The organism is Aerococcus agrisoli (assembly GCF_003797145.1).
GTDB classification, from domain to species: domain Bacteria; phylum Bacillota; class Bacilli; order Lactobacillales; family Aerococcaceae; genus Aerococcus; species Aerococcus agrisoli.
Window position 1 is genome coordinate 1 of record NZ_RKMG01000019.1, and the last position, 23,295, is coordinate 23,295.

At 36.2% G+C, this 23,295-nt stretch carries 21 protein-coding genes and 1 riboswitch; of the genes, 3 read left to right on the plus strand and 18 right to left on the minus strand.

What is annotated here, in order from left to right; all coding sequences use genetic code 11:
* Positions 1–50: 50 nt before the first annotated feature.
* From trxA to EF384_RS06425, 4 genes are all read right to left on the minus strand, one after another.
* Positions 51–362, minus strand: coding sequence for a thioredoxin (gene trxA, locus EF384_RS06410; protein WP_123780409.1), 312 nt, complete (start codon positions 360–362; stop codon positions 51–53).
* 103 nt (positions 363–465) lie between these two features.
* Complete coding sequence (locus EF384_RS06415) at positions 466–2,853, minus strand: endonuclease MutS2 (protein WP_123780411.1); 2,388 nt, start codon at positions 2,851–2,853, stop codon at positions 466–468.
* Positions 2,854–2,950: 97 nt separating this feature from the next.
* Positions 2,951–3,508: a CvpA family protein gene (locus tag EF384_RS06420; RefSeq protein WP_123780413.1), complete on the minus strand. Its 558-nt coding sequence runs from the start codon at positions 3,506–3,508 to the stop codon at positions 2,951–2,953.
* A 34-nt stretch (positions 3,509–3,542) separates the two neighbouring features.
* Positions 3,543–4,121, minus strand: a complete 579-nt coding sequence (locus EF384_RS06425; RefSeq protein WP_123780415.1) for a cell division protein ZapA — start codon at positions 4,119–4,121, stop codon at positions 3,543–3,545.
* A 212-nt stretch (positions 4,122–4,333) separates the two neighbouring features.
* A riboswitch (Lysine riboswitch) is annotated at positions 4,334–4,497 on the plus strand.
* A gap of 96 nt (positions 4,498–4,593) precedes the next feature.
* Here EF384_RS06425 and EF384_RS06430 point away from each other — a divergent pair.
* Positions 4,594–6,255 (plus strand): ABC transporter substrate-binding protein/permease, encoded by a 1,662-nt coding sequence (locus tag EF384_RS06430; RefSeq protein ID WP_123780417.1) that lies wholly within the window; start codon positions 4,594–4,596, stop codon positions 6,253–6,255.
* An 11-nt stretch (positions 6,256–6,266) separates the two neighbouring features.
* Positions 6,267–7,022: an amino acid ABC transporter ATP-binding protein gene (locus EF384_RS06435; RefSeq protein WP_123780419.1), complete on the plus strand. Its 756-nt coding sequence runs from the start codon at positions 6,267–6,269 to the stop codon at positions 7,020–7,022.
* Positions 7,023–7,082: 60 nt separating this feature from the next.
* Here the strand turns inward: EF384_RS06435 and EF384_RS06440 are convergent, their stop codons facing one another.
* The 13 genes from EF384_RS06440 to tsaA form a co-directional block, all read right to left on the minus strand.
* Positions 7,083–7,856, minus strand: coding sequence for a CHAD domain-containing protein (locus tag EF384_RS06440; RefSeq protein ID WP_123780421.1), 774 nt, complete (start codon positions 7,854–7,856; stop codon positions 7,083–7,085).
* A 128-nt stretch (positions 7,857–7,984) separates the two neighbouring features.
* Positions 7,985–8,866: a DUF368 domain-containing protein gene (locus tag EF384_RS06445; RefSeq protein ID WP_123780423.1), complete on the minus strand. Its 882-nt coding sequence runs from the start codon at positions 8,864–8,866 to the stop codon at positions 7,985–7,987.
* Positions 8,867–9,088: 222 nt separating this feature from the next.
* A complete protein-coding gene (locus EF384_RS09840; protein ID WP_233570060.1) occupies positions 9,089–9,670 on the minus strand; it encodes a GGDEF domain-containing protein in 582 nt (193 codons plus the stop codon).
* A 15-nt stretch (positions 9,671–9,685) separates the two neighbouring features.
* Positions 9,686–10,165 (minus strand): hypothetical protein, encoded by a 480-nt coding sequence (locus EF384_RS09845; RefSeq protein ID WP_233570061.1) that lies wholly within the window; start codon positions 10,163–10,165, stop codon positions 9,686–9,688.
* 127 nt (positions 10,166–10,292) lie between these two features.
* Positions 10,293–10,898: a hypothetical protein gene (locus tag EF384_RS06455; RefSeq protein ID WP_123780425.1), complete on the minus strand. Its 606-nt coding sequence runs from the start codon at positions 10,896–10,898 to the stop codon at positions 10,293–10,295.
* The gene (locus tag EF384_RS06460) at positions 10,885–12,129 is read right to left on the minus strand and encodes an alginate O-acetyltransferase AlgX-related protein (RefSeq protein ID WP_123780427.1); all 1,245 of its coding nucleotides are present in this window, start codon (positions 12,127–12,129) and stop codon (positions 10,885–10,887) included. Before EF384_RS06460 ends, EF384_RS06455 begins: the two co-directional genes overlap by 14 nt.
* 15 nt (positions 12,130–12,144) lie before the next feature.
* Positions 12,145–13,629 (minus strand): MBOAT family O-acyltransferase, encoded by a 1,485-nt coding sequence (locus EF384_RS06465; RefSeq protein WP_123780429.1) that lies wholly within the window; start codon positions 13,627–13,629, stop codon positions 12,145–12,147.
* On the minus strand, positions 13,630–14,772 hold the full coding sequence (locus tag EF384_RS06470; protein WP_123780431.1) for a hypothetical protein: 1,143 nt from the start codon (positions 14,770–14,772) through the stop codon (positions 13,630–13,632).
* Between the two features lie 11 nt (positions 14,773–14,783).
* A complete protein-coding gene (locus EF384_RS06475; RefSeq protein ID WP_158607416.1) occupies positions 14,784–17,051 on the minus strand; it encodes a glycosyltransferase family 2 protein in 2,268 nt (755 codons plus the stop codon).
* A gap of 338 nt (positions 17,052–17,389) precedes the next feature.
* Positions 17,390–19,207, minus strand: a complete 1,818-nt coding sequence (locus tag EF384_RS06480; protein WP_123780435.1) for a DUF2207 family protein — start codon at positions 19,205–19,207, stop codon at positions 17,390–17,392.
* The gene (locus EF384_RS06485; RefSeq protein ID WP_123780437.1) at positions 19,201–19,743 is read right to left on the minus strand and encodes a LemA family protein; all 543 of its coding nucleotides are present in this window, start codon (positions 19,741–19,743) and stop codon (positions 19,201–19,203) included. The genes EF384_RS06480 and EF384_RS06485 overlap by 7 nt, the downstream gene beginning before the upstream one ends.
* A gap of 128 nt (positions 19,744–19,871) precedes the next feature.
* Complete coding sequence (locus tag EF384_RS06490) at positions 19,872–20,771, minus strand: fumarylacetoacetate hydrolase family protein (RefSeq protein ID WP_123780439.1); 900 nt, start codon at positions 20,769–20,771, stop codon at positions 19,872–19,874.
* Between the two features lie 11 nt (positions 20,772–20,782).
* The gene (gene tsaA / locus EF384_RS06495; protein WP_123780441.1) at positions 20,783–21,466 is read right to left on the minus strand and encodes a tRNA (N6-threonylcarbamoyladenosine(37)-N6)-methyltransferase TrmO; all 684 of its coding nucleotides are present in this window, start codon (positions 21,464–21,466) and stop codon (positions 20,783–20,785) included.
* 103 nt (positions 21,467–21,569) lie between these two features.
* Between tsaA and EF384_RS06500 the strand changes: the two genes are divergently transcribed.
* Positions 21,570–22,121 carry a hypothetical protein gene (locus EF384_RS06500; protein ID WP_123780443.1) on the plus strand — a complete coding sequence of 184 codons (552 nt, stop codon included), beginning with the start codon at positions 21,570–21,572 and terminating at the stop codon, positions 22,119–22,121.
* Positions 22,122–22,333: 212 nt separating this feature from the next.
* Here the strand turns inward: EF384_RS06500 and EF384_RS06505 are convergent, their stop codons facing one another.
* Positions 22,334–23,275 carry an exonuclease domain-containing protein gene (locus tag EF384_RS06505; RefSeq protein ID WP_123780445.1) on the minus strand — a complete coding sequence of 314 codons (942 nt, stop codon included), beginning with the start codon at positions 23,273–23,275 and terminating at the stop codon, positions 22,334–22,336.
* Positions 23,276–23,295: the final 20 nt, after the last annotated feature.

Sequence of the window (23,295 nt, forward strand, 5' to 3'; positions counted from 1 at the left end):
CTAACTTTTGGGGGCCTCTACAGTTGCCATCACACGGCTTTTTACTTTGATTAGATATAACGGTTTAAGATTTCTTCTAAGTTTTCTTTTGGTGTGTAACCAACTAATTGTTCAACGATTTTACCGTCTTTTTTGATCATTAAAGTTGGGATAGACATAATACCAAATTGACGTGCTGTTTCTGGGTTGTCATCAACATCCATTTTAGCAAATTTCACTTGGTCACCCATTTCGTCATCTAATGCTTCAACGATTGGAGATTGCATACGACAAGGACCACACCAAGTTGCCCAGAAGTCTACTAAAACAACACCTTCATCTGTTTCTGTATTAAAGTTTGTATCTGTAATTGCTTGTACCATAATTTGTTTCCTCCTATTTCATCTTTGCGGTCATTATAACATCGTTTGACCAATTTTAACATTAATTTGCTTTCACTATAAAAGTACCAGCCTTAATCTACACTTAAGCTTTAAATTTGGCGATTGTGGCCCCATTACCACCCATATTATATGGTGCAAATTCAAAGGATACGATGCTTGGATGTTTCTTCAAGAATTTTTGAACACCCGTCCGCAATGCACCTGTACCGTGCCCATGGATGATGGTAACTTGGCCGTGTCCTGCTAGCAAAGCAGAATCAATAAAGTTACTTAAGCGAATCATTGCTTCTTCATAACGCTCACCTCTAAGGTCTAGCGTCGTTCCTACAGCCTTAGCCTTACTAGCTTTAATACCAGCTCTATGATTACGGCTTTGTTTATCTGGTTTTGCTTCTACTAAAGATAAATCTTTTTCCGCAATTTCCATTTTCAGCATACCCATTTGAACAACCCAATCATTTTCACGTTTTTCAACTAAGGTACCGCGTTGACCATAAGTTAGGACGTTTACTTCATCGCCAACCTCAAATTCTGCTTTACGTTCTTTATTTTTCTTGGCTTTTTGCAATACTTTGTTTTTCTTCAATTGTTGTTCTTCTTGGGTTAAACCAGCTAAAGCTGTTTGTTTTTCAATCATCTCATGCTCTTTGATATTACCAACTGTTGGATGATTTAATTGCCAATCACGAATTTCAGCCAGGATTTTATCAGCTTTTTCTTTGGTTTCATCAACCACCTGATTCGCTTCTTTACGCGCTCGGTTCATATACGTTTCTTTATCTGCTTCCATACGAGCTTGTGCTGTTTTCAAGTCATTTAATAAGTTTTCAGCATCCGCTAAGTCTTTCGCTGCTTTAGCTGATAGATTTTCATATTCATGACGTTGATTTTCTAAATCTAGCAACATATCATTTAATTTTTGACTCTCTTCTTGGATGTACGAACGTGCCTCATCAACAATTTCCGGTGCTAAACCTAATCGTTGCGAAATATCAAAGGCATTCGAACGACCTGGCACCCCAATTAACAATTGATAAGTTGGTTGCAAGGTTTTTTCATCAAACTCCATTGAGGCATTTATTGCCGTTGGATGTTCGTAAGCATAAGTTTTTAATTCTGGATAATGGGTTGTTGCCATCACAGTTGCATCTAAAAAGGCAAAACGGTTTAAAATAGCAATTGCAATTGCCGCCCCCTCTTGTGGGTCAGTCCCTGAACCTAACTCATCAATCAAAACTAATGATTTATCATTAGCAGATTCAATAATACGAATGATGTTCGTCATATGGCCTGAGAAAGTAGATAGATTTTGTTCAATGGATTGTTCATCCCCGATATCCGCGAAGATTTCTTCAAATACCGCAACCTTGCTTTCTGCTTTTGCCGTAATATATAAACCAGCTTGCGCCATCAATTGAATTAACCCAACTGTTTTTAAAGTAATGGTTTTACCACCAGTATTTGGACCAGTAATCAAGATCATGTTGTACACTTCACTAAAAGCAATGTCATTTGCTACAACTTTTTTAGGATCAAGTAATGGATGTTTGGCTTGAATCAAGTCTAATTCTGCACTTGATGCAGCAAGAATCGGTCTAGTCGCCCCAATTTCTCTAGCAAATTGGAATTTAGCTTGTACTAAGTCTAAATCGCCCAGACGTTGATTATTTTCCGCAATTTCCGTAGTATATGGCGCTAAATCAGCCGATAATTCTTGGAAAATACGACGAATTTCTTCCTCTTCTTCAACTTGCAATGAACGTAAGTGGTTATTAGCATCTAAAACCGTTTGCGGTTCAATATATAAGGTTTGGCCACTTGAAGATTGATCGTGAACAACCCCACCGAATGCGTTTCGGTATTCATGCTTTACTGGAATAACAAAACGATTGTTACGAATCGTAATGATGGCTTCACTTAAATAAGAAGCCTTATTCGAGCGGATAATTTGATCTAATTTAACACGGATACCCGCCTCTTCACGTTTAATGCCTTGGCGTAAACCATGTAAGGTAGCAGATGCTTGATCGTACACACTACCGTCATCCGCGATGGCGTTTTGCATTTTACGCATTAATTCACGTAAATCAATCAAGGCATCAGCAATACTATACAATTGCTTTAATTCAACCTTGTCTTCACTAAGTTTGTTAAAAAAGGCTGCCACTTCTCCAGATGCACGCAAGACACGACTAATAGCCGCTAACTCTTTCCCATTTAAATCCGCACCAATATCTAAGCGTTTTAAGTAAGGTTTAATATTGATTAATTGACTAACTGGAATTCGTTTGTCCATTTCAAATAAAAGTTTGACATCATCAACAGCTTGTAAGCTTTCTTCAATTTGAGTAGCATCTGTCATGGGTGTTAAATGAAGGGCTTGATGACGCCCAATTTCAGTTCTTGTTTCTTTGGCTAATTGTTGTTGGATTTTTTCAAACTCTAACGTTTGATAAATTTTCTCATTCACTGAGGGTCCTCCTTCGTTCTAGTAAAAAGGAAATAGCTGGCACAAAGACCAGCTGTTATTTTTGCATAAAGCGTTATTTAAGGGTAATCAGGAATGCTTAAAAAGGCAAAGACCCAATTCCTTGTAAGAGTAAGTTAAACACTTGGCGTGAAAGTAACGGTGTGTTACGAATGATAAAATCAGCAATTTGTGAATTAGCAAGTGCCGCTTGAACGGGTTGGAAAGTTAATACACTTGCAAAGGCAAGGATAAAGAAACTCCAAAACCATGCAGAAATAAATCCAAAAATACCACCCAAGAATAAATTTGCTGGAACATCAATGGCCAAGAATTTCACATTACGACAAACGTAAGCAATAATTTCTGTGACAATCCATGTAGCTAGGATGATAATTAACATCGCGCATAGTCTAAAATAAATGACATCCATATTTTGAAGGATGCTTTGTGGGAAATACGTAAAAGTATTTTCAATATCAAATCCTACATATGGCACCCATAAACTCACAAAATCTACTAGCTTATCGTAAAATAAAATTGCGAAAAAATAACCAACTAGTAGTCCAAGCAAATGAATTCCTTGGAGAATTGCGCCTTTAAATACACCCACGGCAATGCTAATTACAAAAAATACAATAATCAAAAATCCTAACATGCTTGTCCTCCATCTGTGTTATACCCAATAAAATCTATGATCGTGGTGTTTGACGTAAACGGCCCAATTGATTTGATGCAATTTGAACACCAGATTTTAAGCTTGGTTGTTGTAGTTTTTCCAAATCATTCACAGCTTCTGCTGCTTCCTTTGTTACGACTACATCTTGTTGTTTTACAGGCGTTTGTTTTTTAGTTGGTGCTGTGGCAGTTTTGCGCGCCGGTGCTTTTTTCACTTGGCTAGCTTGTGCTTTTGCAAGTTTTTCTTCTTGTTCCTTTTGAATCTTATCTTTTTCGATTTGGGCAATTTCTTTCACTAATGTCCCCATTGTATGTTCTAAAGATTTAATTCTGACTAAGAGATCCGCATTTTCTTTGGCCATAGCATCTACTTGTGCTTGTAGATCTAAGTTATCGGATTGAATATTTAAAGACACTAATAAGGCCATTTCTTCCAAGCTCATGGCTGGATTGTGTTTTTCGATGTCACTTAAATATTGGTTGATATCACGACTAACTTGTTGAATATGTTCGCTCGATTTATGGCTCCGAATGGTAAATTTGTGGATTCCTAATTTAGCTGTTACTCTATTCTTCTCTTCATTATTCGACATTTTAGTCACTCCAAATTTCTAATTCTTTCTTCACCAGAATGATACTGGCTTTCTTGAATTCATAATCTTAAATATTTTACCATTTATCCAGTAAAATGACTAGACCTAGCCATTGGCACAAGCCCAAAATGACCATGTTAGATTTTTTCTCATCAAATTCTTAATGAGAAAAGCAAGACTTTTAATGAGAAGTCGTGTATTATAGGAACCAATATTGAGATAGAGGTGCGAAGATTATCAGTACATGCCGGAGCGGGAGCAATGAGGGTATGGAAAGGAAAATTCGCCGAAATGTTTTAACCCCAAGTTAGAATGTTGGGCATAAGTAAAATATACTTATGACTGTCACTACACCAAGTGATGCGCTATCCTGTAAGTTACTGTTTCATTAGTGAAGTAGGTAAATAAAGGGAGCCTCTATTGCAATTAATTGCTGTAGAGGCTTTTTTCTATACAAAGAGGAGGAAAATTTATGAAAGAATTATTCAACAAAAAAAGTTGGCAAACATTGCTAATTGCACTTTTCACAATATTATTTGCAATCGTTGGCCCACTATCATCAGTTGTTCAAGCGAGTGCAACAGCGACTTCAATTGAAATTGATGAGGCTGCATTGGCAGAAGGACTAGACCAAGATGGTGTCTTGCGTGTTGGGATGGAAGCCAACTATGCGCCATTCAACTGGTCACAAACAACAAATGCTGACGGCGCTGTAGCCATCTCAAACTCTGAAGGCGAATATGCCAATGGGTATGATGTGCAAATTGCGAAACGTTTAGCAGACGCGCTAGGCTTGGACTTAGAGATTGTTAAATTAGAATGGGACGGTCTTCCACCTGCACTTGAATCAGGTATGATTGATGTAATCATCGCAGGTATGTCACCAACACCTGAACGTTTGGAACAAATGGACTTCTCAGATTCTTACTACTCTTCTGATATTGTCTTAGTAACAACTGCTGACGGCGAATATGCTGATGCTTCTGCATTAACTGATTTCTCTGGTGCTACTGTAACTGGACAGCTAAATACTTTCCATTATGATCTAATTTCACAAATTCCTGATGTAGATCAAGCAACTGCTTTAGATTCATTCCCAACAATGATTACCGCTTTAACATCCGGAACAATTGATGCATACGTTTCTGAAAAACCAGGTGCCATGGCCGCTGTTGCTGCTAACCCAGCTTTAACATATGTGGAATTTGCAGCCGGTCAAGGTTTTGATTTAGGTGAAGTTACATCTGATATCGCTGTTGCTGCACGTAAAGATTCACCATTAACACCAATGATCAACGATGCTTTGGCGACTATCCCAACAGCAACTCGTGATCAATTAATGGAAGACATGGTAAACTTAAATGTTCGTGGTGAAAGTACTGGCTTCTGGGCTGAAGTCGCAGGTATTTGGAACACTTATGGTTCTCAATTTATCCAAGGTGCCATTACAACAATGTTTATCGCCCTTACTTCAACAATTTTAGGTTTCATTATTGGTTTATTAATTGCAATTTACCGTTCATTAATCGTACGTCGTGACCACCAACCAGTTGGTTACATCTTCTACAAGATTTTTGATTTTATAATTGCAGCATACATCGAAATCTTCCGTGGTACACCAATGATGGTTCAAGCCATGATGATTTTCTATGGTTCACGTCTATTCTTCAATGTGCAAATGTCTACAATGACTGCTGCCTTGTTAATCGTTTCAATTAACACAGGTGCATATCTTGCTGAGGTTATCCGTGGTGGTATTAAATCAGTTGATAAAGGACAAAGTGAAGCAGCTCGAGCAATTGGTATGAACCACTACCAAACAATGACAACTATTGTATTACCTCAAGCTATCCGTTCAATCTTACCAGCTTTAGGTAATGAATTTGTTATTAACATTAAAGATACATCAGTATTGAATGTTATCGCCGTAACCGAATTGTTCTTCGTAACAAAATCAGCGGCAGGTTCTACTTACTTAACCTTCCAAACATTCTTAATTACAGCGATTATTTACTTCGTATTAACCTTTACAACAACACGTGTATTGAACTTAATCGAAAACAAAATGACTGGTAAAAAGAACTACCATGTTTACCAATCAAGCACTACAGCAGCAAACCAAGAAGAACTATAGGAGGTTAACACATGCAAACTCAAGATAACTTAATTCTAAATGTCCAACATTTGGAAAAACGCTTTGGTGAAAATTTAGTATTACGTGATATTGATTTTCAAGTTCGTCCTGGTCAAGTAACCTCAATCATTGGTTCTTCCGGATCTGGTAAATCTACTTTATTACGTTGCCTAAACTTATTAGAAGATCCTACTGGTGGAGATATTTTATACCATGGTCAATCTATTTTAGATGCAAAATTCAACGTGAATAAATACCGTACGCAGGTAGGTATGGTATTCCAATCATTTAACTTGTTCAAAAACTTCACTGCTTTAGAAAACTGTACTGTTGGTCAACGCAAATTACTAGGCCGTAGTAAAGAAGAAGCAGAAGCAATCGCCTTGAAAAACTTGGAAAAAGTTGGCATGGCACCTTATCGTGATGCGCGTCCAGATCAATTATCTGGTGGACAACAACAACGTGTCGCAATTGCTCGTGCCCTTTCAATGGATCCAGAAGTATTGTTATTCGATGAACCAACATCTGCATTAGACCCAGAAATGGTTGGTGAAGTATTAGAAACAATGACACAATTGGCTAAAGAAGGTTTAACAATGATTATCGTTACCCATGAAATGGCATTTGCCCGTGATGTATCAACAAACATCGTCTTCATGGACCAAGGTGTCATCGTTGAACAAGGTCCAGCTAAAGAAATTATCGACATGCCGAAACAAGAACGTACAAAAGCATTCTTAACACGTTACACAAGTGAAAAAATCTAAGAATACGTTTATATATACAAAAGACCTGAGCAAATTTTCGCTCAGGTCTTTTTTTTATACTTAAATATCCATAGGTATTTCATCTCGAATAGTCAATAACAAGGTCTGTAGTTCTGGTTCACTTACCTTTTCCGCATAATCTGTCAAGAGTTGATAATTCACATGGTTATCAGTTATTTTCCCGAAATCACTTTGAATTTCACCAGCATGTTGTTCATACTTAGCCAAATTCTTTTTAACTGTTGGATTAAAAAAATGTGCTGCATATTTCAATTTTTTTGCTTGTTTTCGAATACTGTGCACGCCTTGGTAGTCATTCATATCCGTTGTTTCTACAGCTTTTGCTAGCTTATCATCACTTGCTTGCATGCGCGCTTCCGTATACTTGCGCCAATCTTTTTTATTGGCAAATAAGTCCATCGTCAACAGTTGTTTACTCAATTCGATAGCATCCGCTATCTTTGCCTGATTCGTTTTGTTGAAGGTACGATTCATTTCGATACGTCTATCCTTAGCAAAGGTATTAAACAATTGATAATAAGCATCTGAAATTGTAGGATGGTCCACCGCGTATTGGCTGCAGTACGCATCTAACACATCTAATTCGCGTAAAGGACCCAATACTTGCGCAGCTTGACCAAGGCTTTGGTTAATTTGATCATATTCTTCGACTGACATTCTCTTTTTCACAAAATGCACTAAGGCACGTAGTGAACGAATGGCTACACGTAAATCATGTACGATGGTTGGTGAAAAAGGATTATTCTGATAATGCTGATACAAGTCCGCTATTTTCTGGATTTGTAGTGCAAAAATTTGCTGGCGTTTCGTCATGGTAGCCTCCTTTACTAGATCATTTGTATTAACCTATATTATAAGGAAATGCTTGATAATAGTAAAATGATTACCTGTTGAACTGCAGAAAAAAAGGATAGGCATGCACCTATCCTTATAGCGAACGCTTAATCGCGCTCAACTGTTTCTTCAAATTTTGAGAATTGGTAAGAGAAAATGGTACCAATTACTAAGGCAACTAAACACCAAATCAATGTAGTTGTAAATGATAAACCAGATGTTGCTAAACCTTCAGCTGAAAAGCTTGGGAATACTTGTGTTGGGAACAAAGCGATAGAAGAACCAATTACAGTACCCAAGATGAAGTGATACATTTTTGAGTAATAGTGGTTAAATGCCCATTCAGCACCTTTTGCTAAACCTAACACACATAGTAAACCACCAATACCTAATGGAATAATTACTGAGAAATCTAAAGCTGCAATACCAGCTGCCATTTTGTCATATAAACCAAAGTAAATTAAGAAGTTACTTGGGCTCATACCAGGCACGATAACCCCTAAACCAATTAAAGCACCTGAGAAGAACCAAGCTAAAATTGAAGGTTGTACTTGGGTTACAGCTTGTTCACCAAAGAACATAATTGCGAATATGACAATTGCTGTCACAACTAAAATAATCCAATCAGTTTTGTTACGTCCTTGCTCACCTGCCGTTTTGAATAAAGAAGGTAAGGTACCAATCACAAATCCAATAAATAATGTAATAAAAATAGCTGCATATTGTCCAAAAGCTTTTTCAACGAAGATTGAAAAAATCAGAATACCGATGGCAAAACCAATACCTACTGGTAGGAAATAACGGATATTTTTCCAAAATGCTTTAAATGGATTCGCTAAGAAGTTAATAATTTGATCGTATAAACCAAAGATAACGGCTAAAACCCCACCTGATAACCCTGGTAGAATACCACCAATACCTACTGCTGCCCCTTTTAATACACGGACAAACCAATCTGCTGATAAGCCAGATGTTTTTTTATCATTCATATTTTTCCCTCATTTTTCCATAATTTTGTGTATCTCACATATTTATCTTAAAAATATACACATTTACCTCTTCCATTGTATCAATCTTTAGTCCAAGATTCATTTTAAACATTTTAAAATTGTTTTAAATCAAACTTTTTAGTTTTAATTTGCGGAACAGAAAAGACATTGAACAGAATTCAATGTCTTTCGTAATTGTTATTTTTCACTTAACATTTTCGATTAATCAAAGTTCAAATAATCGAAATTTAAACCATCGTCGCTTGCAACAGTGCGATTCTTTCCTTCGCGTTTAGCACGATATAAAGCCTCATCAGCGCGCCTTAATGTCACACGCATGTCTTCGTGAGGTTTACGGTGTGCAATCCCTATAGAAACAGTTACTGGAATGTCATTGCCTTCATGTGATACAAGTGGCATTTCCTTCAATGAAGAATGGATATCGTCCGCCAACTTCAAGGTTTTTTCACCAGTGCAGTCAAATACGATGGCGACAAATTCTTCCCCACCGTATCGATAATAATCAAATAATTCATTTTTGAGTTTATTGAATATTACACCAATTTCTTCTAATGCTTTATCCCCTATCGTATGTCCATAGGTATCATTTAATTTCTTAAAATTATCAACATCTAAAATGAGTATAGAATAGGACGAATTGTTATCTGAAATTTTTCTTAAATCTTCTTCTAACTTTCTTGAATTATATAAGGTTGTTAGCCCATCCCGGACAGATGTTTCATAGAGATCATTGAGATCATCTGTAAAGTTGCTAATCAGCCAAACAAAAATACTAGCAAACAAAATCAATAATCCATATCAGCGCAAGATTGGCCAAGCATTATCAATTTTAAGTAATGCAAGTGGCATATATAAAACGATCGTTAATACAGCCAAAAACCACATTTGAACCAATGTACTGAATCTTTCCTGGATTCTTTGGAAAAAACGCATATTCACTAGAATGAATACAAGTAATACCCCTAACCCTACAACAGAAACTGTTAAATCTCCGAAGAAGAAACGGGAAATTGCGACAAGTACAATAGTTGGAAAAGTAATTTCTTTACCAAGATAGACCATAGAATAGGCAAAGAGGACGCCCCTAAAGTCGAATCGAACACCATCAACTGTAAAAGAAAATGCTAGCAAACAAATACCCGTTATTGTCTGTGCCAAAATAAAAAGATTTCTATCTTCTATTATGGATTTTCTATTTGTTCCGCTATACCGCATTCGCCATACAACATAGATATCGAGAAAAATCACGACCATATTCGCTAATACATTTACAAACATTTTATCCTCCTTTCCAATATAGTCTCTACTTAATTGAATTATAATCCCAATTCAAAGCTTTTCCGTATAAATTTACCTTATGAAAATAAATCTGTCAATATTAGCTAATTGGTAAAATTTTGTTACTTTATTTGTATACATCGCGTAGTAGCTTATTTGCAAAATCTAATTGTGCCTGTAATGAAACATTTGCACTTTTTAATTCTGCCAATTCGATTTGTAAATCTGTAGGCATATTTTCACTAAATTCATCATTATTCAGCGAGTTATCTTTGGTATTAGCATTACTATTATTTTCATGCATAATTTCAAACAAATTTTCCTTCGCGTCAATACCTCTTGTTGGCGCTATCATACCACTTTTTTCAGAATTATTAGAGTAAAAACTAAGGATTTTTTTATGAATTTCTTTATTTTTCTCAATGTTAGGTAAATTCTCCGCTTCAAAGTCACCATTTCCGGTGATTTTGAACCTTCCTATAGGTAAGGCTGGCCACTCAGAAGGGGCCAATTTATGTACTTCTGGGAGTGTAATTCCTTCATCCAAAATATTCGAGTCAGCTATAAATTGACGTAAAATTTCATTCTCAGCTTGAACCTCTTCCGTATCTCTGGCTAGATCACTCAAATATTTTTCAATTTCAATATATAAGTCATCCAAATATGCTTGAACATCATCAGTTTTATATGTACCAAACCAACTACGACGCAATTCATAACTATCCTGCATCATCATTCACTCCTTCCGTATTATCATAGAATGGGAAAAATTCTTCTGTTAAGTTTAACGGTGAGTACGTTACAAAAATATAGTCATAATCACCTTCAGCAACGATATCTTCGATATTGCCCTCAAAATATCTCCGGTCAACCAAGGTTGTTTGACTTGCTCCGTAAGCAAAGAAGGCTGCCACCGGCACAATTAACGAGTCTTTAATAAATAAAACTTTTGGACCATCAGGATTATCAAAATTTTGAATTTGTTCAATTCCTGGGTTACCGTTTAAATAGGTGAAATATTTATCAGAAGTCGCAGCATATTTACCATCATTACCGAGTAAAATTTCCTTGCTTAACATTGACTCTTCAAATGGTCCTTCTTTGGTTTCTTCAACATCTCCTGATTGCTGGTATACAAAATAATTGGTTTCAAATTTAGGATATATGATGGAGATATCTTCGGGACTTGTATACAGTTGCCCAACACTACGTCCCATAGAACCCAAGTACGCGTCCTCATAAACTAACTTATTATAATTTTCTAGATTCGTTGCATAGTCAATATTTTTAAAATCGTACTGATAGTCACTTTCCAAAATTTTTGCTAACTCAGTAAAAGCCCAAAAAGCCGTTTCAATTTTCCAGTGATGGTCTGTATTGTAAAAAGCATCTGTTGAATGCATATCTTCTTCCGCCATCAATTGCCGGAAGTCAATTGTATTTACACCATAAGCGTCCATTTGGCTTAAGAATTGATCTGCAGTTTCATTTGCATAATTGTATGGCATACCAACTTCAAATGTAGTTACACCTGGTTCAAATTTATCTGGCGTCATCAGATACAAAGTTTGCGCACCTGTTTTTTCTGCAGCTTCAGCCAACCTTGACATTCGGGAAGCAATTTTACTTGTACTATTAGGTCCTGTAGTGAAATAGGTGTAAAAAAGTTGCCCATTTTCCGCTTCAACTACTGTAAAATTGTTAAATTCTTTTTTAAACATTAGTTTTTGGATGTACCCATATGCATCGAAGAATTCATATCGGAAAGGTACATTCTCATTCATAAAGTCATTCACCTGCGCTACATAATCCGTTAAACTTGTCCGTCCCACTGGGTTACTTGAAAAATATCCTGTTAATGATTCATCGAACTCATCATAATTTTCAGAGATATTAATCGCTGCCAATCCAAATAAGGCCAAGAAAAAGGTTATGCTTGTGATAAATTTTTTATTCAATTTCATCGAAGCCACCTCTTTCTAAAATTGGAAGTAAATAAAGGACGTATAAGAACCGTTTATTAAGTAGGCATAAGATGCAGCAAATAACAGCATTAAAACAAATGGATAAGCTAACTCAAACACCCATTTCAGCCGAGGATATTCATTTAAATGGTGAACTGGATAAACCTTGTTTGGAGAAACAAATATCCTTAATATGATTCCTTCTTCAAACCATTTATTAATCATTGGCGCTATCGGCATCGAGAAGAAGATGCCAACTATAAAGAATACGAAGAATTCTTTAATAAACAACCAGAAATAATGATTAATGATTGGATACTCGAAGAAGTTAAACATAGATGCATAGTAGGCGCCAGCTTCAGAAACTGAACTGGATCTAAATAGCACCCATCCCATCAAAATTACAAATATCGCATATATATGTTTAAATGAAGCTCGGATTTTTGTATTTTCAAAATCAAATAGTCTCTCCAAAGCAATAAAGATAAAATTCCATATGCCCCAGATTAGAAAATTCCAGTTTGAACCATGCCACAAACCCGTTAAAATCCATACAACTGCCATATTTTGAATAATGATGTCCTGATTACCAACACGGGATCCACCTAAAGGGAAATACACATACTCTCTGAAAAAACGCCCCAAGGTGATATGCCATCTACGCCAGAATTCACCGATTGATTTTGATATGTATGGGTAATTGAAATTTTCTGGTAGCTCAAATCCCATGATTTGCGCTAACCCAATCGCCATATCAGAATAGCCAGAAAAATCAAAGTATATTTGAAGTGCATAGGCTAATATACCTAACCAAGCAAGTAGAATAGAGGATTCTTCCATCGCATTAATTTCAAAAACACGGTCCGTAACGATCCCCATTTGATTTGAAATTAACACCTTTTTACTTAATCCAACAATAAAGCGACATACACCGTTTGTGATGCCTCTCAAAGTTGTTTTACGTTGGTAATCTTGATGAACAAAATCTCGATATAGAACAACTGGTCCCTGCATGAGTTTAGGAAAAAAAGAAAAATACAGGGATAGTGAAATAAAATTGACTTCAACAGTTGTCTTTTGCGTCCATGTATCTACCAAATAAGAAATACCAGAAAAAATATAAAATGAAATACCGATTGGTAATATCCATTCTAAAACTGGTATCGTCCCAGACGTGAGTGTATTTAAACTTGCTGAAAATAAGGGTGTGTACTTCATCCATATTAATAAGCTTAAATTACCAGCTAAACCGATGATGAAGAAAGTTTTCTTTACCCAGTGCAAGCGAAGGTTTCGCGTCATCAATATACCGATGATATAGTTGAATAGTATTGTGCCAATGAACAAGATGAGATACTGCGGCTGTCCCCACGCATAAAAGAACAAGCCTAAAACAATTAAGATAATATTCTGCATCGTTTTTGAAAAAGAGAATGCAAAATATAAAATCAAAGTGACTGGTAAATAGTAGAGTAGAAATACGATACTTGAAAAAGCCATTTATCTCATCCTCCTTTTCCAAGCCAAGGTTTCTTGCATCAAATTTCGACTATCTCTCAAATATTTATGATCAAGGGTTAACCACTGACCAAATGCTTCCAAGGCTACAACTACACATATAAATATGGTAATTCGAATAATCCAAATATATTCATTTAACCATCTGGAAATTTTTGTACTGTAGCTTAAAACATCTCTAGAGATGGGTAATGCTTTTGACATATCATTGTCAGACATTTTATCTAAATGCACTGTCTCCTCAGCGAAAGTACCAGTACCTTGATCGACAATTTTCACCGTCAGATCTTGATTCACTGGTGCTTGGGGCGTAATATTCAAGGTGCCATTTTCAGATATATTGACACCTGTCACATTTTCCACCACTTCAAAACTTTTAAGTGAATCAGCATTAGATACATTATTCGAGTTGAGATCACCAAACTCAATAATTTTAGTTCCTTGCATGGGTACGGTAATTTCTTTGGTTGTATTTACACCCACAATGACTTGTTGGTCTGTCTTACTCTTTGATAAAAAATTTACATTTCCCAGCTTTGCGTTTACATTATGCACTTTTTCAGTAAGTGAAAAATTCAAACCAATTGTAACGATTGTTTGAAAAGGATTTGATTCTGCATCCGCCTTAAAACTTTCAAGCGGTATATAAACTTCCCCCACAAAATCACCAGGTATCATAAATCCCTCATCACTACTGACTAAAGACTGTAGTTCATCACTATTTTTTGCTTTCAACCAGGCTGGTTTATTTGCTGGGATTTGAAAAGAATTTTCTTCACTTTCATTAATATTAATTGTTAAATTAATTGGTAATTCTTGATCCAAATGGTTTTCAACATAAAATGACACCGCATCAAAACTTTTGATATTTCGCTCTTCAGGTTGGTATAGGAACAATGACACTACCCCTTGATCTTCTGGCAAACCTTCTTGTGCTTCAGCAGTTAGCAAAACTTGATTCTCGCCATCATTCGTTATGTTGAATTCCGCACCATTATCCCAAGTTTGGACATCTTGAATACTCACTGCTGTTTCAGTTGCCCAAACATTATTAACAAAAAAAATGGAAAATAGCCATATAGAGACGATACAATAAAAAATCTGTTTTATTTGATTCCATTTCATATGATCGCCCCCTACGAAATTCTCTTGGCCTGCGTCAAATATTGATTCAATTCATGTCTAAATTCATTTGTTTCAGCGACTTGTTCTTTCTGAATCACCAACCAACTTTGAATTAAGGATTGGAATTTCGGATGATGAACTAATTCTTGATAATTTGTAATTTCATATACACCTAAATTTTCATTACTGATCATTTCTTTTCGTTGACAGATAAATTGAAATCCACCATCTTCTAAGATGATTTCTCTTGGCAATCGTGTATTATCAGTGAAATCAAGTGTCACAAATTGATAGTTGAAATCTTGTATCACGGCTTCTTGTCCCAGATTTGTTTTCACACGTCTATTCACAACCATTTGTGGTAATTTTCGACTAAAATGTTTCGTAGTTACTAAATGCCCTTTAACGTTTGCAACAAGAGTAGCTAAACTAGAATAATCTTTGCCAATGAATAGAGGCAAAGTATGTTGACGGTCATAGATAATTTGCATGTAGTCTGCATAATCATCTTCTGTATCCGCGTCTACCATGAAAGCAAAATGCCAAGCATCGCCAATTTCAAATACATTCACCACACGACCCGTTAACTTGCTATCATAATAAGGCGTCTTTATTTGTAAGTGAACATCCTCATCGGTTGGAATCCATTCAGGAAACGGTAGGCGTACGGCAACACCTTGCTCTGACAAATCAAAAGTTTTCGCTCGAATGACTTGATTATCAAAAGTAATTAAACAATCTTCTTCCGCAAAAAAGCGATCAAATTTTCGACTGGTTTGACGACCCATCATAAAGAAAATCGACATCATCAAATTGTATAAATTTACTAGCAACCAAAACACGATAATGATATATGCTTCTGTCGGTTGTAAAAATGTTTGACGAACTGCAAGACAAATACCAATAAAACTCAAAATCGCTAAGATAACATGCGGAATTGCTGCACGTATGCGATAATCACGATCACTACCTGCTATTTTATCTTTACCATCTTTTCTTGTAACTTGGAAAGTTCGTTGAGAAATACCAATTGTTTCCATAATTACGGCTGGCAATAAAGACGGAAAGAGAATCATGTCATATACATAAGTTAATCGTGTAACACGAATATTTCCTGATAGTTTTTTCAGCGTATAGTTATTAAACAAATACATAGGTAGCCAAAACATTAATACTTGTAGCAAAGTTGTTTTTACGATAATAACATTGAAGAACACGTATAATATTGGCGCCATAACGTATGACAATTGTTTTAATGGTCCAAACCAATAAGTAATCGAAGTGAGATAAGATACTTTTTGTGCCCAAGAGAAACCTTTCATAAACAAAATATGGATTCGTTTCCCTGTTTGAATGCATCCCCGTGCCCAACGTTTCCGTTGACTTATCAGACTTTTCAGATCTTCTGGTGCCATACCAACAGCTAAGGGTTCATCAATAGCATAGGATTCATAACCTGCAGCTTGAATTTTCATACCAGTTGCAAAGTCTTCTGTGATTACGCCCGTGAAAAAACCACCAGCTGCCTCTAAAGCCTCACGAGAAAGAATTGTATTGGTACCACCATAAATAACTGAATTAGATTTATTCCGCATGACTTGTACATCACGGTAAAAATAATCTTGTTCACTAGGAATCGATTTTTCTGCAAATAGATTAAATTGAAATAAGTCGGGATTATAAAACGTTTGAGGGATTTGAATAAAACCAATTTTTTCATTTTCAACAAAATATGGAATTGTTCTTAATAAGAACTGTCGTCGAGGAATCATGTCTGCGTCAAATGTGACAATATAAGGGGAAGTAGTAACTGACATGGCAAAATTTAAATTGCCTGCTTTTGCATCTTGATGTGTATCTCTGACTAAATGGGTAACGCCCATTTTTCTTGCTAACTCGCCCATGGATTCTCTATGGCCATCGTCACAAAGATAAATATGGACTTTACTTTTATCTGGATATTCCATATTCAAACAACCATTTATTGTTTTATATAGAAGATCTTCTGGTTCGTTATAGGTAGAAATGAAAATATCGACATGTGGATAGTCTTTGTCTGGAATCACAGGTAGATTTTTTAATACTAAAGGATTTGATAATTGGTAAAAATGGACAATCATTTCAAAATAGCCCATCAATTCAACACTAATTAAAAATACTGCGCAAAACCATGCAAACCATCCAAAACCGAATGGTAAGGTACTTGTGAGCCTCCAAATAATATAAATCGTCGAAGTGATTGTAGTGATAAGTACTAATAAACGTCTCCCAAATTTCATAGCTCCCATCTCCATCGAAATTTATTTTTAAATCAAATAACCAAAAATTCAGTTATCCATGGACGGTAATATATCACGAAACGGGTTCGAAAAATACGGATTAGGATAAATCATGACATTTGTCATGAATTTTCATGTCTAAAAATTAAGTTCATGAGAAAGCGTATTCTCTAAACCCGTACATTCTATGTCAGTCATAAACGTATCATTGTAAATATTATGTAAATTTCTCTAATCGAAACTTCAATATTCGCAAAAAAACAGCCAGTCATAATTCAACTGGCTGTTTTAAAACAATGTTTGTACTAAACTATATTATAAAAAAGTGTATAAGTGGTTTAGCGAACACCGCCGCCTCCGCCACCACCGAAGGAGCCACCCCCACCACCTAGGCTTGAGAATCCCCCACCACCAGATGATGCTGCAGCCGTAGCAGCAGTATGTCCATCGGTATAAGAACGGTTCATCATAGATCCAAAGTAAGCATAGTAGAAGAATGGTACATTTGAGTATGTTGAGACTTCGGTATATTCAGGATAGATTTTTTTAAATTCAGCTTCCACTTCATCCGCAATACCGAAAGCACCCGCATAGATCATTAATTCATCCCATAGTCCGACTTCAGTTGTTGAACGCTCATTTAATAAAGAGAAATCTTTCAAATAATTCTTAAATTTTACTAGATTGTCACGTAATTCAAAACCTTTATCAGTATACGGCACATCGGCTGTTTCTTGGGCAATGTCAAAATCCGTTTTCTCTTTCGCGGGTTTTGCTTTAATACCATTTTCTACGTAGCCATTAGCACGTAAATAAGCCATAGAATAATCTGTTAACTCTCGTTCAAATTTTTCGATTTGTTTATAATTTTTTTCGACATATTCAGAGAAACCTGATTGTGTCACACGGCCACTCTTATCTGCAACATGTCGCATCAATTTGAGTAATCGAGCAGCAGGTACATCCGGGTCATCCGCTTTTTGAATATAGATGATGGCTTGGTCCTGTTTACGGAATAAACCTTTTACTTCTTCCTCGCGAATGGTGATATAACCATGCTTAACCAGATATAAAATACTTGCCGTTATATAGTTTTGTCTTAAATCATCATCATTTTCAATCAATTGATCCATGATGACATAAGTTTGGAAAACATTTTCTGTTGGTGCTTGACGGTAATATTGACCATCAGTCCTTTTTTCCATTTCAGCTAAAGATGGGTAATATGCTCGATATTTTTTTTGACGTGATAAATATTTACCAAAAGCAACAGTACCGGCACCTAAAGCACCCACCGCCCCAACAGCGATAGCACCGAATACAATTTTCGTGGATGTTGGGATTGAAGTATCGGCACCTTGGGCACCATTCATTTCTTGTAAATCTTCATATGTAGCATTTGGGTCGTAGTCCTCGTAGTTATATGAAGATCCTTCAAATGCTTGTTCTACAAAGGAATCAAAAGTACGATCCTCAAAGATAAATTCTGTTGCGTAAGTACCATCCGGAATTCGTAATAAAATGGTGACAAAATTTTCCGCTGCTAGTGGTGAAGAACTTGTAGCTGTAACAACACCATCTTCAGTGATATCTACTTTACCTTCAAAACCAAAGGCCCACACACGATTATCTTCGTAATTCATTTTTTGTGTATCACTAGAAATATTCACCGTAACAGATTCTGGTGAAGGTGATAAATCAGAGTTGATAAATTGCCAATAAACCATTTGATCTGTCGATGTCTGGGTGATGAAATTAGAAATCTTGTAGGATACAGTGTATACATGGTCACCGTAAGATGTGATCCCCCAATTTAATTCATTGGTATTTTGACCATAAGTTCCAGCCTTATCATCAAAGGAATCATCTATATCCCAAGCATCATTGTACGTAAATGCTTGACCATCCATTGAAACGGTAAAATCTGAGATTTCTTGCACATCTTCAAGATTTAACCCTTTGTAGACTTCTGTACCTTCATCTAGACTCATATCCCATTTTTCTGTAATCAATGCGGAACCATCTGCTTGTAATTGTACATCTACATCGATGGCATTAATTTCATTCGCAAAGACTGCTTGTGGATTCACCCAAAATAACAGTAAAGCACCAAAGGCTATTAGCAATGTAATAGCTTTTTGATGTTTTTTTACCATTGAGGCATCTCCGCTTTTTCCGCTGAGTTTTCAAAGTAATCCGCTGGTTGGAATCCTGTAAAGCCAGCAATAACAGAATTCGGGAATGTTTTGATTAAACGGTTGTATTTAGTAACGGTATCATTGAACACCATACGTGATTGACGCACGTTGTTTTCATATGTATTTACTGAGTTCATAGTAGATTGGTAAACTTCTGAAGCTTTTAAGTTAGGGTATTGTTCTACCACTACATTAATAGCTTTCATTGCTTGATTGAAGGCTGCATCGTCTTTTTCAACATCTTTAACAGATGAATCTTTTGACACGTTTGAACGCGCTTCAACAATTTTTGTTAATGTTTCATATTCATGTGTTTGATATTGTTTCGTTGCTGAAATTAAATTTGTTAAGGCATCCCAACGAGATTCTACTTGTGCTGCAATTTGCGCCATGGCATTTGAAACCATTTCTTTGGCTTGAACGAATTTATTATAAGCTCCGATTCCCCAAAAAATAATTACTGCAATGATGGCGATAATAATAATCCAAACCATACTAAAACAACTCCTTCTTTTATAGTGACTTAATTATACCTCAAATATAATAATGTACAAAATAATACAAAGTTTTGAATATATGCGAAAAAGACCAGCACGCCTAAGCTACTGGTCTTTCTATAAAGCTAATCTTCACTAATTTCAAATGTATTCGTTAGACTGCCTAACCCTTCGATTGAAATGATAATTTCATCGCCAGCATTTAACCAATCTTGTTTGTCTTCATCGTATCCAAGTACAACACCTGATGGCGTACCCGTTAAAATGATATCCCCTATTTGTAAGGTCATGAATTTTGAGATGTAGGCAATAATGGCAGGCACATCAAAAATCATTTGACTTGTATTAGCCGATTGGACCATTTCACCATTACGTAAAGTTTGAATCGTTAAATTTTGAACGTCAACTTCATCCTTAGTTGTAATATAAGGCCCTACCGGCGCAGAGAAGTCATTTGTTTTCCCAATTAACCATTGCCCAGATTTAAATTGTAAATCACGCACTGAAACGTCATTTCCAATTGAATAACCATATACATAATCTAAGGCATCTTCAGGATCAATGTTCTTTCCAGCTTTACCGATTACAACTACTAACTCACCTTCGTAGTCATATTGTTCCCCATGACCCGTTAAAGGAATCACTTGTTCGTTGGCGGCTAAGGCATTGTTAAATTTTGAAAAAAGAATTGGTTCTTCTGGATCATCACCTAAACCACTTTCACTTACATGATCATGGTAATTTAAACCGACACAAACAATCTTTTCAGGGTGAGCCACTATTGGCGCATAAATAATGTCTGACTCATCTAAAAATGTCACTTCATGTGAATGATGGATATAATAATTTTCAATTTCCTCTAACTGCACTTGAAAATCGCCATTCATAATCGTTTTCAAATGATTTGGCACATATATACCCAATGTTTGCGTAGCATTACCTAAATCAATAATTCCGGATTTGGTATAAATACCGACACGAGTTCTATCCGTATCATCCGTTAAATAGTACTGTAAAATCTTCATCCAATTACCTCCTAATCATTGCCATGACCAGTAATTTTAATAACCTTTAAAATACCTGTATTGACTTTAAAGTGGACATCAAAATCACCAAAACGCATACCATACATACGATTTACGTCTGTTTGTGTGCGTGGTCGTGGATCTTGCGCTAATACTTCAATCAATTGATCACGTAAATATTCTGGAATTTGATTCAGGAGTTCATCAGATATTTCAACATCGAGTTGTGTCCAATCTACTGAATCAACATAAGCTGATTTTGCATCCTCATGAATGTCCGTTTTGATATAAGGTTTCACATCTAAAATTGGTGTGCCATCCAACATATCTACACCGGAAACTTCTAACGTAACCTTTCCTTGTTCATCCGTATGAACAGCATCTAATTGTACTGAAGACATAGCGATTTGATTCGGACGGTATGGAGACCGAGAAGCAAATACACCCACACGGACATTCCCACCAAGTCGTGGCGGACGGACCGTAGCTTTCGTAGCGCGACCTTTTTGTTCTGAAAAATGCCATAAAATCCATAAGTGAGAAAATTGCTCAATTCCCTTGAAGTACTCAGCCTGGTCATAAGGCGGTTCGAAATGAATTACGCCTTTTGCTGCTTTTACAACCATGCTTTGTCTTGGAATACCAAATTTTTCTGTGAATGCTGTATGGATTGTACCTATTGGTTGAATTTCCATGGAATGCCCCCTTTAAAGTCTTTATTACTCTTAGTGTAAACTTGTTTTAATCCCTTTTGCAACTTATACTATAAGAAAGACACAATTATTTTAAGGAGTTATAATGACTGATTTGAAAACAATTGAACGCCTATACCAGGAATATCCTGAAACACCTTACATTAACCCTAACCGTGACGTTGATACCTTTATGGCAAAACTCGACGTGCAAAAAGAACACCTAGTGCCGAAACGCAATATGGAACGCAATGAAGATGGCCTACTGCCTGGTCACATCATCCTTCTTTGGCGTTTGGATCTAGGGACATTTACGACTGATTCTGCAATTCCAAGATACTTTGAATATATTTATGGTATTGATGCCGAAACTGATTTAGCACGTTTAATTGATGAAGGCTATGCCTACCAAATGAGTGCTAAAGAAGCTTTATATTTGGTAAATGCCGGTACCTTAAAAAAAATCTTGAAAAATGCTGGGCTAAGTGGATACTCAAGTATGAAAAAAGACGAATTAATCAAATTTGTTGCGAGCAAAATTTCTGAAGAAGATTTAGCACCGCAAATGCCATTAATCGCCTATACCACAACAGAAAAAGGCCATGACTTAGTTGTGAAATATGATGATGTTATTCAAAAACACGGCCCTAAAGGATAAAGTGTGACAAAAACCGTTTAGCATTGAACCGTTGGAAGAAAATGAACAGCAAACCCGTACTTTGGGGTTGATAGAATTTTCTGAAACGCAGTCAATGCTGGTTTTGGGAGTCGTTTTCGATAAAGTGTGACAAAAACTGTTTCGCATTTTCTAAAAATTAAAGCAAAAAAGGCTGGACCAATTTTCTTGGCCAGCCTTTTCATATCTAATGGTTAGTCCATGTCTAATAGCATTAGGAACGTTTTTTCGGCAATAATTTTTATTTTCTCACCGCGATTGGCGTATTCTTCTGCTTTTTTGAACTTGGTGGATTTTTTGCTCGCATTTAAATCCTTTTGCGATACAATCAAATAATCCGTTTTTAATGTGACAGATTTACCTAGATTAGCACCTTTATCCAGGGCTGCTTGCATGGCTGATTCTCGCGTCATTTTCACCAAGTCGCCAGAAAACACCACAATCTTATCAAATAAAGGATGATCCGGATTAAAATCTGTTGTTTGTGGTTTCAAATCATCTACATTGACACGTTTCGGATAAGATTTTCGGTAAAAGGATTGTTTGAAATCTTGCTCAGTGCCATATTCTATCAAAGCATCTTGATGCAAATGATTCATGACCTCAATCGTAATGAAACAGTCTGTTAAACCACGGTGAGCACCTTCGTAAGACACATCATAAAATTTCGCCATGGTACCTAATTTATGATTTTCCGTCGCATGCACTAATTTTCGCGCCATCGGTAAAACATCAATGTAATCATTACGCACAGGAAAATTGTATAATTTTACAGCCGTGGCATAAATAAAGCCCAAATCAAAATTCACATTGTATCCCACTATGATATCATCTCGCAGGAAATCCAGAAAAGTTGGCAGCACTTGATCCATTGTTGGCGCCGTCGCAACCATAAAATTACTAATACCTGTCAAACGCGTGATAAAACTCGAAATCGGTCTAGTCGGTTGAATCAAACTAGAAAATGTCCGTTCAATTTGATTATCACGCACACGAATCGCTGATAATTCAAGGATTTCATCTTCATAAGACTTCAATCCAGTCGTTTCAATATCCACCATAACATAATCTTTAGGGAAACCTATTAACGATTTTCCCAGGTGTGGCCGGCGATTATTTTGTTGTCTATAGGCCATAAATACACTTCCTCCCGCAT

Excerpts from the sequence above, each read along its gene's own strand:
- trxA (WP_123780409.1), bottom strand. The coding sequence starts at position 362 with ATGGTACAAGCAATTACAGATACAAACTTTAATACAGAAACAGATGAA.
- EF384_RS06420 (WP_123780413.1), bottom strand. The coding sequence starts at position 3,508 with ATGTTAGGATTTTTGATTATTGTATTTTTTGTAATTAGCATTGCCGTG.
- EF384_RS06425 (WP_123780415.1), bottom strand. The coding sequence starts at position 4,121 with ATGTCGAATAATGAAGAGAAGAATAGAGTAACAGCTAAATTAGGAATC.
- EF384_RS06430 (WP_123780417.1), top strand. The coding sequence starts at position 4,594 with ATGAAAGAATTATTCAACAAAAAAAGTTGGCAAACATTGCTAATTGCA.
- EF384_RS06435 (WP_123780419.1), top strand. The coding sequence starts at position 6,267 with ATGCAAACTCAAGATAACTTAATTCTAAATGTCCAACATTTGGAAAAA.
- EF384_RS06440 (WP_123780421.1), bottom strand. The coding sequence starts at position 7,856 with ATGACGAAACGCCAGCAAATTTTTGCACTACAAATCCAGAAAATAGCG.
- EF384_RS06445 (WP_123780423.1), bottom strand. The coding sequence starts at position 8,866 with ATGAATGATAAAAAAACATCTGGCTTATCAGCAGATTGGTTTGTCCGT.
- EF384_RS09845 (WP_233570061.1), bottom strand. The coding sequence starts at position 10,165 with ATGTTTGTAAATGTATTAGCGAATATGGTCGTGATTTTTCTCGATATC.
- EF384_RS06455 (WP_123780425.1), bottom strand. The coding sequence starts at position 10,898 with ATGATGCAGGATAGTTATGAATTGCGTCGTAGTTGGTTTGGTACATAT.
- EF384_RS06460 (WP_123780427.1), bottom strand. The coding sequence starts at position 12,129 with ATGAAATTGAATAAAAAATTTATCACAAGCATAACCTTTTTCTTGGCC.
- EF384_RS06465 (WP_123780429.1), bottom strand. The coding sequence starts at position 13,629 with ATGGCTTTTTCAAGTATCGTATTTCTACTCTACTATTTACCAGTCACT.
- EF384_RS06470 (WP_123780431.1), bottom strand. The coding sequence starts at position 14,772 with ATGAAATGGAATCAAATAAAACAGATTTTTTATTGTATCGTCTCTATA.
- EF384_RS06475 (WP_158607416.1), bottom strand. The coding sequence starts at position 17,051 with ATGAAATTTGGGAGACGTTTATTAGTACTTATCACTACAATCACTTCG.
- EF384_RS06480 (WP_123780435.1), bottom strand. The coding sequence starts at position 19,207 with ATGGTAAAAAAACATCAAAAAGCTATTACATTGCTAATAGCCTTTGGT.
- EF384_RS06485 (WP_123780437.1), bottom strand. The coding sequence starts at position 19,743 with ATGGTTTGGATTATTATTATCGCCATCATTGCAGTAATTATTTTTTGG.
- EF384_RS06490 (WP_123780439.1), bottom strand. The coding sequence starts at position 20,771 with ATGAAGATTTTACAGTACTATTTAACGGATGATACGGATAGAACTCGT.
- tsaA (WP_123780441.1), bottom strand. The coding sequence starts at position 21,466 with ATGGAAATTCAACCAATAGGTACAATCCATACAGCATTCACAGAAAAA.
- EF384_RS06500 (WP_123780443.1), top strand. The coding sequence starts at position 21,570 with ATGACTGATTTGAAAACAATTGAACGCCTATACCAGGAATATCCTGAA.
- EF384_RS06505 (WP_123780445.1), bottom strand. The coding sequence starts at position 23,275 with ATGGCCTATAGACAACAAAATAATCGCCGGCCACACCTGGGAAAATCG.